Here is a 13,710-nt window from a genome sequence, read left to right as displayed (position 1 = left end):
TATCGGGAGATGTAAGTCACTCCGCGTGGCCTTGCTGTTCGGAGGGCCTGGCAGGGAACGAGACATTTCGTTCGCCAGCGCCAGACGGGTGTTGGCTGCGTTGAGAAGCAAGGGGCATGAGGTGACGGCGGTAGATCTGTCGATCGGCCCACTGACTTTTTTGGATGAGGCACGTTCGCTGGGTGACCGGGATGTGTCGAAGCAGGTTCCGGACAGTGTGGTGAACGAGGGTCAGGTGTTTCGGGTGATCAACGATCTAGTGCCGGCCGACTATGACATGGTGTTTCTCGCGCTGCACGGCAGCCCGGGCGAGGATGGTTTGGTGCAGGCGGCCCTTGATCTCAGGGGCATACTTTACACCGGCAGTCGTTTCGCTGCTTGTGCCAGGACATTTGATAAACATTCGGCCAAGCAGTGGCTGCACCTGGCCGGTATTGACACACCAGAATGGATGCTGATCAGGCGCGGTGAGGCATTGCCTGATGTTGCGCACCTCGGCTTGCCGCTTGTAGTCAAGCCACGAAGCGAAGGGTCGACCATTGGTATTTCGCTGGTCCAGTCGCACGATGACCTTGCAGCCGCAGTAGCGCGCGCGCGGTTGTTTACGGAAGACGTGCTCATCGAGCGCTATATAGCTGGGCGTGAGTTGACTGTTGGTGTCCTTAATGGAGCAGCGTTGGCGGTGGGTGAGATCCTCCTGGCACCCCTGCAACTGTTTGACTATGTCAGCAAATACCAGCCGGGAAGAGTGCTTGAGGTCTTTCCGGCGCGCACTACTGCGGAGCTGACGCAAGAGGTCCAGCGCGTCGCCGTTGCGGCTCACTGTGCTCTCGAATTAGGTTGCTACAGCCGAGTCGATATACGTCTTGATGCGCAGTTGCGCCCTTGGGTGCTGGAAGTGAACTCACTGCCTGGGCTGACTCAAAACAGCCTACTGCCGCAATCTGCACTCGCCGCTGGAATCGGCTTTGAAGCGCTTTGCGAAACGATCATCAGAAAAGGTTTGGTCTAGTCATGCCTGCTACTTCACTTGCTTCTCCCGCCGTGACTCACACTACGAAAACAATTCTTGACACAGTCCTTGAGTCTGCAATCATACTGGGTCGCCGTCGCATAGCAATGGTCTATCCGTGTGATCTGGCTTCGCTTCAGATCGCCGCTGAGCTGCAAGCCCAAGGTATTGCCAATATCGTTTTGGTTGGACCCCTCAACTCCCTGATAGCGCTCTCCAGCGTGCATCACATTAACTTGAGTTTGTTCGAACTTATCGATAGCGGTCCTCACGTTTCCGGCGCCGCGCAGATAGCATGCGAGCTCGCCCGTTCTGGCGAGGTCGATATGCTCATGAAGGGCTCGTTGCACACGGACGATCTGATGCGCGCAGTAGTGTCACGCACGTATGGCCTACGAACAGGCGGGCGGGTGTCGCATGCTTTCGTGCTGCAACTGCCCGATCGACTGCAGCCTCTGATCATCTCAGACTGCGTCGTCAATGTCGCACCAACACTATCGGAAAAGGTTGAGATTCTGCAGTTGGCGTTGAAGCTGGCTCGGGCGCTCGGAATTGAAAAACCTCGCGCTGCGATCCTTTCCTTCACGGAGTCGATCCTTTGCAGTGTACAGAGCACCCTTGATGCCGCTGTCATAGCCAAAATGGCTGAGCGCGGTCAGATCGAGGATGCTCTGGTCGACGGGCCATTGGCCTTTGACAACGCGGTTTCGGCGACGTCTGCGGCGTCCAAGGGTATACAGTCTGATGTTGCCGGGCATGCAGATATTCTACTGGTTCCGAATCTTGAGACCGGCAACGCGCTGTACAAGTCGCTCATTTATATGGCAGGCGCCAAATGTGCAGGTGTAGTGCTTGGTACTCGGACGCCGATAATCCTGACTAGCCGCACCGACAGTATGGAGTCCAAGCTCTATTCAGCGGCACTCGCTTGCCTTCTATTGGACCCCATCAGCGAATAGATACACCTCCCGCCCAAATGGTCTTGGTTGCCGCTTATGTGATTGATCATTTCTGGCTTGAGACCTCGGCCAATATCCCCGGCGGCCGTTCCTATGGTTTTTTTTGTTCAGGCACCAGCACTGCGCAGCGAATGTCAACGGGGTTTTAGGCCAACCATAATATTTCCAATCACCACTTTAGCTACCTCCTCAATAGGAATACCACCCAGTCTCCCTTCGACGGATAGGGAAATGAGCCCTTCAACAGCGGAGAAAATAGTAAGCGCCAAATCAATTGTGTCACCTTCAATGACTGCCCCAATGCTTTGACCGTAGGCGATAGTCTTTGGACCCGATGACAATGCTCGGTAGCTCAATTCACGAAGCTCTGCGGATGCGTCGCTCCTCTGCTTTGAAGCGAACATTAGGCGAAAAAGGGCTCTATGGTTTGATACGAAGCGAATATTGGCATTAACCACCGCGAGCAAACGCTGCATGAACTCAGGCTCGTTACTAGACGCTGCTTCATCGAGCGCGGCCCCCATGCGCTCGAATCCCTGCACCGCCAAGGCGTCCAATAAAGATTGCCTGTTCGGAAAATGTCGTCGAGGCGCGTTGTTACTGACTCCGATTTCTCGTGTGACCTCGCGCAAGGACAGCGCTTCAGGGCCGACACGCTCGAGCATAGCCTCAGCCGCCACCAGCAGGGCAGATCGGAGATCTCCATGATGATAGGGCCTAGCCGTTCGTAGGGTTTCCAAGGCAATTACCTTTTTTTTTGAATATCCCTATCATACCCAATGTTGCCATTGACAACAAATGTTGTCGCTGTGTACATTGGCCGGGCACCGCTCATCCAGGAACCTCCCATGACACTGGCCCGAATCACTAGCTCTATACTCATTTCGACTGCCTTGGTGATGAGTGCTCGGCACGGTGCCGGCCTAATCCGGTCAAGTCCGGATCAGGTCCAGGAACTGTTAGGTCTTAGGCTTGAGCCCATGACTATTTGGGCTCTAGGAGCTTTGACGACACTTGCCGGTATACTTTTGCTAGCTCCGCAAACATTCTTCGCTGCTAACGTATTGACCGGAGGCGTGATCTTTTATTTGGCCGCTGCACAAAGTAATGCCCGCAATTTCAGTGGGATGGTAATGGAGCTTCCCTTCCTGATATTGCCGCTTGTTCTACTGTATCTAGGCCACCCACTAAAATCTCGTTGATAAAACTAAAACTCTGGAAATTTATGAAACTCACGGGCAAAACGATAATCGTCACCGGTGGTACGCGAGGTATCGGGCTAGAACTTGCAAAGCAACTTATGGCTTTAGGTAATACGGTTCTTGTCACAGGTCGAGATGCGGTAAGTCTTGAAGCAGTTCGGGAAGTTCTACCTGGCATTCACACCTTTCAAAGTGATGTCAGTGACCCGGAGCAGATTACCCTCCTTTACCAAGAACTAAGCTCAAGGTTTCCGACGCTTGACATACTCATCAATAATGCCGGGGTTATGCGGAATATAAATCTGACTGCAACCCCAGACCTTAACAAACTAACTAGTGAGATTGCGATAGGTTTGTCTGGCCCCATCCTGCTGACCCAGTGTTTGCTACATTTGTTGCAAAAGCGACCTGAAGCGATGATAGTCAATGTGTCATCTGGCTTGGCGTTGATCCCATTTGCTATTGCGCCCATCTATAGCGCAGCCAAGGCGGGGCTACATGCCTATACAAGATGCCTGCGCACCCAGCTCAGACACTCCAACGTTCGAGTGGTAGAGCTTCTGCCTCCGGGTACAGAGACATTACTGTTCAGACGTGAATTTGAGAATGAAATGAAAGGGCAAAAAGCTATGCCAGTTGATGAACTGGTTCGTCACGCTATCAGGGGGATGCAAGACGATGAACAAGAAATCAGGCCTGGACTAACTAAAGTGCTCGGCCTGATGAGCCGAATTGCACCTGAATTCATGATGGCGCAAATAGCAAAAATGGCGGTGCCCAAGCCATGAACGCTAAAGTCGTAGATACTCCAAAGTCAAGGAGTCGACGATATATCACGTCGCCTGACCGCACTGTGATAGGATACGAATCGATAGGTGAAGGCCCAGGTCTTGTATTGGTACAGGGTGCGATGGGGACTGTGCAGAATTACTATCAGCTTGCCGACTGCTTAGCAGCCCATTTCAAGGTCTATCTCCCGGAACGACGAGGACGCGGCATAAGTCCCAAACCATACGAAAAACACCACTGTATCGCTGACGATGTTGCTGACTTGCGATCTATCGTGGACGAGACCGGTGCGGAGTACCTATTCGGTCTTAGTTCGGGCGCCATGATCGTACTCGCCGCTCTCATGGATGGTATTTGTGTAACTAAAGCTGTGGTCTATGAACCGCCCTTTTATCTAGAAGGAATGGCTATCCATTTAGTGCGCCATTTCAATCATCAAATCGAAGTCGGCCGTTATGCAGATGCCTTAGTCACTGCGGCTAAAATTGTTGGACTAGGCTCGCCCTGCTTGAACTCTATTCCTCTGTGGTTACAGAGATTAGGCGCTAGGTTCGCGTTGATGACAAATGCAGGACGGCCAGATGGTTATGTTTCTATCAAAACGCTGGTTCCCGCGATGCGATACGATTTCAATATCGTATTAACGATGAACGAACAAATCCAAAACCTGCGCAACATTCGGCAAGAAGTATTGCTCATGGGGGGCGACAAAAGTCCTGGCTACCTTAAAAATGCGTTGACAGCATTGGAGTTGGTGCTACCAGATACAAAGCGAATAAATTTAGCCGGTGCAGATCATTCTACACCTTGGAACACGGATCTATCAGGAAGGCCGTTGCTAGTTGCCCAGTGCTTGATTAGTTATCTTAGATAAATTTTCGTTCGTCGCTACGCGTTGGTTCGCTTCAATGACATTGTTCATATGATGATATAAAATATGTCCTCGTAAATTTTAGGTCAGGAGCCATATTCGGTGGGTATAAGGTGCTGGGTAGGTAACTTTACTTTCACGTGCAAAATTCTGCAGATTGACCTAGAATCTATAGCGGCAAAAACAAAAGTACCTTGCGTGAAAACTAAAATACGGCTTTCACGGATAGGTGCATGTGCCGTTTGACTAGTTATCCATATGACTGTTAATGCATCAAGACAGTCGATAGCTATATCAGATAGTCAGCAGTTTTTTTGCAGCGGATGATGGCGAATATATAGGCCAATAGTGAATGAAAGTCTATAAGTCGTTTTCACGGATGGTAAAAAGACTTTTGCTCCGACTTCCCTAATTAGATACGCACAGCCGAGACAGAGTCCCGCTGCCCGGGCCTAAAATTAAAGTAACGTCAAATGTTTTTCTTTAAATCAAAGGGTTTGCAATGAAACGTCGCGAATTTCTTGTAGGTACCAGCGCTACATTGTTGACATTGAAGCTTGCCGCAGTCCAAGCCAGTGGCTGGAACTTTGATGGCGAAAGAATTAATTTGTGGCGGGGCACACCGCCTGGCGGCGGTGGCCCATCCGGTAAAGAGGTGCTAACCGACAAAGGGGCGCTCAGCAATGTCGCTGTCCCCCACCTGCAGGTGTTTAGGCCCGCGCAGCCTAGTGGCAAAGCAGTAATCGTTGCATCTGGCGGTGGCTATAAGCGCATGGAGATGGGCACTGAAGCTATTCCAGCAGCAAAATGGCTAGTTGACCGAGGTTATACTGCCTATGTGCTGGTCTATCGCTTGCCGCTGGAAGGATGGCGATCGGGCAGCATAGTTTCACTTCAAGATGCTCAACGGGCGCTGCGCATCGTCCGCAGCTTAGAAAAACATGTCACCTTGCTAGGATTTTCTGCTGGCGGCCATCTCCTTGGAATGACTGCTACCATCGGCGGCGTGCAAACCTACGAGCCCACAGATAGCATCGATGCAATACCTACGGTCGCCTCAGGGGCCGCTTTGATCTACCCGGTGATCACGTTGGAGAGTCCGTATACCCATACTTCGACTCACAAGGTATTGGTCGGGCCGCGGGCCACTTCTGAAGAAGAGGCTAGTTGGTCCGTTCAGACTCGAGTCAGCCACCGAACGCCCCCAATGTTTTTGGTACAAGCCGAGGATGATCCCATCTCTGATCCTAACAACACCCTTATCATGTCTGCAGCCTGCGAGGCTAAGCATGTGCCCGTAGAGATGCACCGCTACGCTACAGGTGGTCACGGGTTCGGGTTGGGCAGGCCAGGTACACCAACGATGGAGTGGCCAGCCCGATATGAGCCATGGTTGCATGGTTTAAATCTGGGTTGAGCTCACCTGCTTAACACCCTGTAGCTCAGGCGTGTGGGCGCGTATAGATACGCATACGGATCATGCCCGTTCATGCGCGCCGGCTGGATCGGAATCATGATCGCCGCAGCCCGTTTACCACTGTGCAGCGATCCAGCGAAGAGCCAGCTCGACCCACCAAGCGCCCACGGCCTGATCTGGTTCTCCACGGCATTCTTGTCGATGGGCACAGCACCATCATCCAGGTAGCGCCTCAGTGCTACCCAGCGTTTCAAGCTGTAATCCAGTGCTTTGGACGTGGCCGATCCCTCGGGCACAAGCGCGCTGAGCCGGCATCCACTCATACAGTTTTTCAGCGATAGGCACCGCTATTTTTCTGACGTAATTGCCTGCGGTCTTCATCGCCCATTTCTTCGGCCCGCCGTTCGACTTCTTATAAGCCGCTGATGGAGTGCAGCGCTTGCTCTGCCAACTGGGTTTTGTTCGCCACATGCAGGTCGAAAAAACTTGCGCCGGGCATGGGCCATGCTACCGATTTCGATGATGCCTCGCTTGAAGCTGGCCTTGTAGCCTGCGAAGTCATCGCACATCAGCTTGCCGTTCCAGGTACCCAGGAAGTTGCGCGCATGTTCGCCTGCATGGCTGGGACTGAAGTCGTAGACCACTGCTCTCAGTGCCGAGAATGGTGTCGTGCAGTAGGCCCGGACGCACGCTCGATGTGTTTTCTTTTCGCCCGGTGCCAACATCTGCACCGGTGTTTTATCTGCATGGACGACCGCTGTGCCAGCACGGCTTCGCGCAGTGCATTTACCGACGGTTGCAGTTGTACGCCAGTTTGGCCGGCCCACTGAGCCAGTGTCGAACGCGGGATCGCCAGACCGACACGGCCGAAGATCTTTTCCTGCTGGTACAGCGGCAAATGGTCTGCGAACTTCGCCACCATCACCATCACCATCACCATCACCATCACCATCACCTGGGCCGGCACTGGTGCTTGAGTCAGTGTTTCGCACTCAAGGCAGACCCACTCGCCAGGCACATACTGTTCAACAGGGAACAAACCCGGCGTGTAATCCAGTTTCTCGCTGACATCTTCGCCGATGCGTTGAAGCTGTCAGCCGCAGGCACACTCGGTGTACTCCGGCTCGTGATGAATGACGGTACGTGCAAACTGCGTTGGTAACGGCGCGCTTGGGTTGTTGGCGTGCCTCGTCCGGTGCCGGGGCGGGACGAAGTGATTTCAACTCGGGGTCGATGGCTTCGAGGTCGGTGTTGAGCAAGTCATCCAGCAAGCTGCCTTGCGCCGGTCCGATCTGCTCACTGCGCTCGGCAAACTTGTGGCGTTTGAGGATGGCGATCTCGTGAGAGAGCTGCTCGATGATGGTCTTGTCGCGGCGGCTCTCTCGGCCCATGGTATCGACCTTCGACAGCAACTGCGCTGCGAGTGCAGGCGCAGAACGAAGAGGTCCGCGGCGAGCTGCGCGAGGTGATGACGCAGCATCAGCAGGGACAGCGGCATGCCACTGAGCTCGAGCGTCTGCTGGCTTCGCACCAAGCCGAGCAGGCGCGCTTCGCGCAGACGCATGCGGCCGAGCTGGCCAGGCTGCAGGCGGTGCACCAGGAAGAGAACGGCGCACTGCGCGCCGAGGTCAGCCGCCAAGCCGATATCTTCGAAAGCACCACCAACCACCTGATGATGGAACCCAGCCGGGTGCGCGATGCGGCCAAGCAGGACACCGAGCGGCTGACCCGGGAACTGGGCCACAGCCGCTAGCTCGTTGACCAGCTGCGCGTGCAGCGCTCGAACGCCCGCGAGGAAAGCGCCGGGCTACGGGCCCAGGTCGAGAGCGCGGCGCTGCAGCTGCGTCAGCTGCAGAAGGCCTACGACTGGCTCGAAGGTCAGCATGTTGGTCGTTCAGGGTTTCAGGCGGGCGAGGACGAGGGGATCCTTCAGACCCGGACGCCTGGCGAATGAGCAGACTTCAAACGCCAAGCCGTTAGTGGCCGTTACAGCTGCACGGAAAGCCTTAACGTACGATTTTTCCCGTTTTCTCTATTCGCCCCTTGATGCCCTTGTCAGCTGGCCTCATCAACTCCCATGAAGAGGCACGCACACAGCTCCTTGATGCTGCCGAGGGTAGCGCCGGCGTAAGCTGCTTAAAAGCGCGTACGCGAACTTGTCAGCGATGACGCCACGGCTTAATGGGTGGTGAACCCACCGTCTACGCAGAGCGCCGCTCCAATCACGAAACTGGCGGCGGAACTGGATAGCCACAGTACGGCCGCTGCCAGTTCTTCGGGGCGTCCCATCCTGCCAATAGGCTGGCTGCGCATAAACTCAACAATAGAATCCTGATCAATCCCCTCAACCATGGGTGTATCGAAGGTGCCGGGGCAAACGGCGTTTACCCGGATGTTCTTGGTTGCAAACTCCAGGGCTGCGCATTTGGTGATTCCGAGCACCCCGTGCTTGGTTCCGTGGTAGGCAGTGCGACCTGGTAAGCCGACCAAACCGCCTAGCGAAGAACAATTCACGATAGCGCCGAACCCCTGTTTCTCCATTTGAATCAGTTCATGCTTCATGCACGCCCAAACACCTTTGAGATTAACGGCATTCACCTGATCGAAGCCTTCCTCGCTCTCTTCGGTAATCGCGCCCGTAGGGCCACTGACACCCGCGTTGTTGAACGCCATGTCCAATCGGCCGAAGGCAGCGACCGTCTTTTCAACCAGTGCTTTCACCTGAGCTTCCTGCGTTACATCACACGGGACGGCGAGCACGGCAAATCCCAGGTCTTTCAGTTGCTCGGTAGCCAGCTTCAGAGATTCGGTGTTGCTGTCGGACAGCACGACCGATGCGCCGCTCTGAGCGAACGCTTTTGCCGTGGCAAAGCCGAGGCCTTGGCTTGCGCCAGTGACCAAAGCCACCTGGCCGCTGAAATCGTAGGTCGGATAAGACATGTTGAATTCCTTTGCTGTGGTTCAGGCGTGGCGGATATGGCCACATCATTTGAAAACTGAGCACAGCCTAGGCGAATGCGATTAGTATTATAAGCGTCGATAATCTAAGTATTGAGCTGAGGAAAATTCAGTAATGAGCGCTCCCAAACTTAACGACCTCCAGTGTTTCGTGGCAGTCGCAAGAGACCAGAGCTTTACGAAGGCCTCGGTGAAGTTGGGGGTATCGGCATCAGCGCTCAGCCACACAGTGAGAGGGCTGGAAGAAAGGCTGGGTGTGCGCTTGTTAACGCGCACCACACGCAACGTAGCGCCGACTGACGCAGGCGAGCGGCTTCTAAACTCCATTGGCCCGCTGTTCGATCAGATAGTGGCAGAGGTCGATGCGCTTGGAGTGCTTCGGGACAAGCCGTCAGGCGTCATCCGAATCACTTGCTCTGACGATGCGGCGGAAAGCACGTTGCGGCCAATGCTGCCGGCTTTTCTTGAGCAATACCCCGACATACACGTAGAAATCAGTATCGATTATGGGTTCACCAACATTGTCAGCGAGCGATTCGACGCCGGGATACGGCTCGGCGAGTCGATCAGCAAGGATATGATCGCTGCCAGGGTGGGGCCGGATTGGCGGTTATCAGTTGTAGGCTCTCCTGAATACCTGAATCGGCATGGCCAGCCGCTCCAGCCTCGGGATTTGACCGAGCACGCGTGCATCAATATCCGGCATTCGTCCAACGGGCCCTGCTACGCATGGGAGTTCGAAAAGGATGGGCAGGCAATCAATATCCGGGTCACAGGTCAGTTCACTGCGAACAGCAGTATCCATTTGCTCAATGCAGCCTTGGACGGAATCGGGCTAGCTTACGTCCCAGACCACCTTGCCAAGCCTCACCTACAGAGTGGCGGCTTGATTGAGGTGCTGTCAGATTGGTGCCCGCATTTCGAGGGATATCACTTGTATTATCCGAACAGGAGACAGGCATCTCCGGCGTTTCGTGCATTTTTGGAGGCTGTGCGATTCAAAGGGTAGCCAGCTGAAGCCTACATCAAGGCGCCCTATTGTCCAGTGTGGGGAACCGGATAGGCATTGTTGAGAATTATGCAATCACGCAATGAGCAAGACTCATCAATATCCCGACCTTGGGTAGGTAAAATTCACTCACGAAGCGGCCTGCCCGGGTCGCCGACAACCTGGTCGCCAAGGATATTCCATGAGCGTAAGCCGCGCGAATCTCGCTGATTTTGTTTATTTCCTCGCCATCGCGCGGCACCAGAGTTTCAGCCGAGCAGGCCAGGAAGTCGGCATCAGTGCGTCTGCACTGAGCCATGCGATCAAAGGCCTGGAGACCAGGATTGGCGTACGGTTACTCAATCGCACCACCAGGAGTGTGACGTTGACCGACGCCGGCGAGAGGTTGCATCAGGTAATCAGCGCGCCGATGCAGGAAATCGACGATGCCATGGAGATCCTGAACAAGTTTCGCGACGAGCCGACAGGTCGCATCCGATTGAATATTCTGAGTGACGCCGCTGAGCTCTTGCTTGGCCCTGTGCTCCCGATATTCACAGAGCGCTATCCGGAGATTGAGATAGACCTGACCGTCACGAACCTGATCGTCGACGTGATCGGTGGAGGCCACGACGCCGGTATACGTTACGGAGGGACAGTCCCTGAAGACATGGTTGCCCAGCGTTTATCGCCGGACATTCGATGGGTCGTTGCCGCGACGCCCGATTACCTCAAGCGTTTCGGTATCCCCAGGCACCCCAATGATTTGAATAACCATCGCTGCCTGCGTATTCGCCTGGGCAGCGGCGCGATGTACGACTGGGAATTTGAAAAAGGTAAGCAGCGGCTCGCGATTGCCGTGCCTGGAGCGATCACGATCGATGAAACGCGTGTGGGGCTGGCTTTGGTGCGTTATGGCGCAGGTCTGATGTATGCCCCTGAGCCCGCCATGCAACCTCTGATCGATTGCGGTGAGGTCGTCACCGTTCTGGATGACTGGGCTAGCGTCGCGCCTGGCTACCATATGTATTTTTCCAGCCACCGGCAGGTGCCCACGGGGCTGCGGTTGCTGATAGATCTCATTCGAGAAATCCATCCTCTCGGCGAATAGCCACGGGTCGCCCCCTGTATGACGGTGTGGCCATCAAAATCTATTCTTCCCCTAAAGCGCGAGCCGCAGTGAGCGGATCTCATGAATCCCTGGCAACCCTCGTAGGTACTAACTAATGGGCCCGGTACAGCCGATTTGGCGTGTGCGGGAGAAAACTCTTTAGTCACGAGGTAGATATGGAATACAAGCATCTTGGTCGGTCGGGACTTAAAGTCAGCAGGCTGTGCCTAGGCACCATGAATTTTGGTGAGCTCACGGACGAAACCACTAGCTTCAACATCATGGATGAAGCACTCGATGCGGGCATCAATTACTTCGATACTGCAGACGTTTATGGGGGCCCTAATTCCCCGGATATGGCCAAAGGGTATGGGATTTCGGAAGAGTACATCGGACGCTGGCTTGCCCAAGGTGGTCGTCGTGACCGGATTGTGCTGGCCACCAAGGTCTATCAGCCGATGGAGCTTGGCCCGAATGATCGGCGTCTCTCGGCTTACCGTATCCGGAAGGCGTGTGAGGAAAGCCTGCGCCGTCTGAAGACTGACCATATTGATCTCTACCAGATGCACCACATCGACCGTAACACCCCCTGGGAGGAGATTTGGCAGGCCATGGAGTTGCTCGTTCAACAGGGCAAGATCATCTATGTTGGCAGCAGTAATTTTGCCGGCTGGGACATCGCCACCGCGCAGGCAGCAGCGGCCAGCCGTTCCTTCATGGGCCTGGTTTCAGAGCAGAGCATCTATAACCTCTCAAATCGTGCAATCGAGCAAGAGGTCATCCCAGCTTGTCGGCATCTTGGGCTGGGCGTAGTGCCGTGGAGCCCTCTGGGAGGAGGCCTTTTGGGTGGTGCTTTGCAAAAGATCACCGAGGGCCGGCGTGCAAAGCCAAAGGTCGCCAATCAGGTCGAGCGCTTGCGTCCGCAATTGGAAAAATACGAAGCATTGTGCGCTGAGCTTGGCGAGTCACCTGCCGATGTTGCACTGGCTTGGCTGCTTCACCAACCGGCGGTCACCGCGCCTATCATTGGGCCTAGGACGGTGGCACAGCTGAAGGAAAACCTGCAGGCCCTTAACGTAAATCTCTCGTCCAGCACCCTTGAACGCCTGAACGAGATCTGGCCCACTCAAGGTGAAGCACCTCAGGCCTATGCATGGTAATAAGCGGCTTAGTTGATCTGAGACCAGACCTCGGCTGCTCGCAAGGACTATCGTGATTTACCACTGCGCCCATTAGCCAGGTGATGGGCGCAGTGGTCGGTGATGCGAAAAATGCCCTATATCAGAACTCAGCAGGTACCAGTATTTGTCATGCTTTGCGGGCAGAAGCGAAGTCGATCACGAAGCGGTACCGTACGTCCTTGCCGATGACCTGCTCATACGCTTTATCGATCTGCTCCGGCTTGATCATCTCGATATCGGCGGTGATATTTCGGGCGGCGCAGTAGTCGATGACTTCTTGGGTTTCAGCAATTCCGCCAATCAACGAGCCAGCAAAGGACTTGCGCCCAAATGCCATGAGCATGCCGTCGAGCCCTTCGAGCTTTCCGAGTGCCCCCACGTTGACGAAGGTTGCATCGAGCTTCAGCAAATCTACGAACTGCTGCATCGGGTAGGATTCTGGCACCGTCGAAATGATCAGATCGAAGTGGTTAGCCAAACGTGCGAAAGCCGCTTTGTCGCTCCACAGTACGGCGTCATGGGCGCCCATCCGCTTAGCGTCTTCGAGCTTGCTGGATGTCGTCGTAAAGACGGTAACTTCCGCGCGCCGAGCCACGCCCAGCTTCACTGCCACATGGCCCAGCCCGCCCATGCCAATGATCCCCACTCGTTGTCCAGCCTTGAGCTGCCAGTGCTGCATTGGCGAGAAAGTCGTGACACCTGCACAGAGTAGCGGTGTCATGGCAGCGAGGTTCGCACCCGCCGGCATTCGGATGGCAAAGTGTTCCTTGACCACAATCCGCTCGGAATAGCCGCCGTAGGTCATGCCGCCCATTACCTTGTCGGGTGAGGCATAGGTGAAGGTAGTGCCTTTCAGGCAGTTCTGCTCCCGATCGGCCAGACAGTTCTCGCATGCACCGCAGGAGTCGACCATGCAGCCCACACCGGCATAATCTCCCACCTTGAACTTGGTGACCTGATCGCCAATCGCTGCAACCTTCCCAACGATTTCGTGCCCAGGCACGCAGGGATAGGGTGTCTCAGACCACTCGCTACGCGCAGTGTGAATGTCCGAATGGCATACCCCTGCATACTCGACGTCGATCAATACGTCTTTGGGCCCTACGGCTCTGCGCTGAATCTGCATCGGAGCAAAGCCCGACTTGGCGCCTTTGGTGGCGTAGGCTCGTACTGCAAATGGGCCCTTGAGAGGCGCCGGCTCAGTCAATGCTGCCGCTGCGCT

14 protein-coding genes and 1 pseudogene are annotated in these 13,710 nt (G+C 54.9%); 10 read left to right on the top strand and 5 right to left on the bottom strand.

All coding sequences use genetic code 11. The features are described 5' to 3' along the window. The first annotated feature begins 25 nt into the window (after nt 1-25). Together LIX93_RS27550 and LIX93_RS27545 are read left to right on the top strand one after the other, a co-directional pair. Nucleotides 26-1,012: a D-alanine--D-alanine ligase gene (locus LIX93_RS27550; RefSeq protein WP_346015247.1), complete on the top strand. Its 987-nt coding sequence runs from the start codon at nt 26-28 to the stop codon at nt 1,010-1,012. A gap of 2 nt (nt 1,013-1,014) precedes the next feature. Further along, on the top strand, nt 1,015-1,971 hold the full coding sequence (locus tag LIX93_RS27545) for a bifunctional enoyl-CoA hydratase/phosphate acetyltransferase (RefSeq protein ID WP_226507193.1): 957 nt from the start codon (nt 1,015-1,017) through the stop codon (nt 1,969-1,971). A 134-nt stretch (nt 1,972-2,105) separates the two neighbouring features. Here the strand turns inward: LIX93_RS27545 and LIX93_RS27540 are convergent, their stop codons facing one another. Next, nucleotides 2,106-2,651: a TetR/AcrR family transcriptional regulator gene (locus LIX93_RS27540; RefSeq protein ID WP_226507270.1), complete on the bottom strand. Its 546-nt coding sequence runs from the start codon at nt 2,649-2,651 to the stop codon at nt 2,106-2,108. 545 nt (nt 2,652-3,196) lie between these two features. Here LIX93_RS27540 and LIX93_RS27535 point away from each other — a divergent pair. The 3 genes from LIX93_RS27535 (at nt 3,197) to LIX93_RS27525 (ending at nt 6,250) form a co-directional block, all read left to right on the top strand. Further along, nucleotides 3,197-3,961: an SDR family NAD(P)-dependent oxidoreductase gene (locus LIX93_RS27535; RefSeq protein WP_226507192.1), complete on the top strand. Its 765-nt coding sequence runs from the start codon at nt 3,197-3,199 to the stop codon at nt 3,959-3,961. Further along, nucleotides 3,958-4,836 (top strand): alpha/beta hydrolase, encoded by an 879-nt coding sequence (locus LIX93_RS27530; RefSeq protein WP_226507191.1) that lies wholly within the window; start codon nt 3,958-3,960, stop codon nt 4,834-4,836. The genes LIX93_RS27535 and LIX93_RS27530 overlap by 4 nt, the downstream gene beginning before the upstream one ends. 499 nt (nt 4,837-5,335) lie before the next feature. After that, nucleotides 5,336-6,250 (top strand): alpha/beta hydrolase, encoded by a 915-nt coding sequence (locus LIX93_RS27525; protein ID WP_226507190.1) that lies wholly within the window; start codon nt 5,336-5,338, stop codon nt 6,248-6,250. Nucleotides 6,251-6,252: 2 nt separating this feature from the next. Here LIX93_RS27525 and LIX93_RS27520 read toward each other — a convergent pair. Together LIX93_RS27520 and LIX93_RS29640 are read right to left on the bottom strand one after the other, a co-directional pair. Then, nucleotides 6,253-7,172 (bottom strand): annotated as a pseudogene (locus LIX93_RS27520) (IS66 family transposase). A 103-nt stretch (nt 7,173-7,275) separates the two neighbouring features. Beyond that, nucleotides 7,276-7,641: a hypothetical protein gene (locus LIX93_RS29640; RefSeq protein WP_260524942.1), complete on the bottom strand. Its 366-nt coding sequence runs from the start codon at nt 7,639-7,641 to the stop codon at nt 7,276-7,278. 32 nt (nt 7,642-7,673) lie between these two features. On the opposite strand from LIX93_RS29640, the gene LIX93_RS27515 reads away from it, so the two are divergent. Both LIX93_RS27515 and LIX93_RS27510 read left to right on the top strand, forming a co-directional pair. Continuing rightward, on the top strand, nt 7,674-8,003 hold the full coding sequence (locus LIX93_RS27515; protein WP_226507189.1) for a hypothetical protein: 330 nt from the start codon (nt 7,674-7,676) through the stop codon (nt 8,001-8,003). An 18-nt stretch (nt 8,004-8,021) separates the two neighbouring features. Continuing rightward, complete coding sequence (locus tag LIX93_RS27510) at nt 8,022-8,204, top strand: hypothetical protein (RefSeq protein WP_226439386.1); 183 nt, start codon at nt 8,022-8,024, stop codon at nt 8,202-8,204. A 224-nt stretch (nt 8,205-8,428) separates the two neighbouring features. On the opposite strand, the gene LIX93_RS27505 is transcribed toward LIX93_RS27510, so the two are convergent. Beyond that, nucleotides 8,429-9,190 carry an SDR family oxidoreductase gene (locus LIX93_RS27505; protein ID WP_226439387.1) on the bottom strand — a complete coding sequence of 254 codons (762 nt, stop codon included), beginning with the start codon at nt 9,188-9,190 and terminating at the stop codon, nt 8,429-8,431. Between the two features lie 133 nt (nt 9,191-9,323). On the opposite strand from LIX93_RS27505, the gene LIX93_RS27500 reads away from it, so the two are divergent. The 3 genes from LIX93_RS27500 (at nt 9,324) to LIX93_RS27490 (ending at nt 12,467) form a co-directional block, all read left to right on the top strand. Further along, the gene (locus tag LIX93_RS27500) at nt 9,324-10,217 is read left to right on the top strand and encodes a LysR family transcriptional regulator (protein ID WP_226439388.1); all 894 of its coding nucleotides are present in this window, start codon (nt 9,324-9,326) and stop codon (nt 10,215-10,217) included. Between the two features lie 181 nt (nt 10,218-10,398). Further along, on the top strand, nt 10,399-11,307 hold the full coding sequence (locus LIX93_RS27495) for a LysR family transcriptional regulator (protein ID WP_226439389.1): 909 nt from the start codon (nt 10,399-10,401) through the stop codon (nt 11,305-11,307). Nucleotides 11,308-11,483: 176 nt separating this feature from the next. Continuing rightward, entirely contained in the window at nt 11,484-12,467 is a 984-nt protein-coding gene (locus tag LIX93_RS27490) for an aldo/keto reductase (RefSeq protein WP_226439390.1), read from the top strand. A 148-nt stretch (nt 12,468-12,615) separates the two neighbouring features. On the opposite strand, the gene LIX93_RS27485 is transcribed toward LIX93_RS27490, so the two are convergent. After that, on the bottom strand, nt 12,616-13,614 hold the full coding sequence (locus LIX93_RS27485; RefSeq protein ID WP_226507269.1) for an NAD(P)-dependent alcohol dehydrogenase: 999 nt from the start codon (nt 13,612-13,614) through the stop codon (nt 12,616-12,618). Between the last annotated feature and the right edge of the window lie 96 nt (nt 13,615-13,710).

The sequence above is a fragment of the Pseudomonas sp. MWU16-30317 genome (assembly GCF_020515695.1).
Lineage (GTDB): Bacteria > Pseudomonadota > Gammaproteobacteria > Pseudomonadales > Pseudomonadaceae > Aquipseudomonas.
The sequence above is the reverse complement of the archived record's forward strand: the minus strand, read 5'-3'. Positions and strand labels throughout refer to the sequence as shown.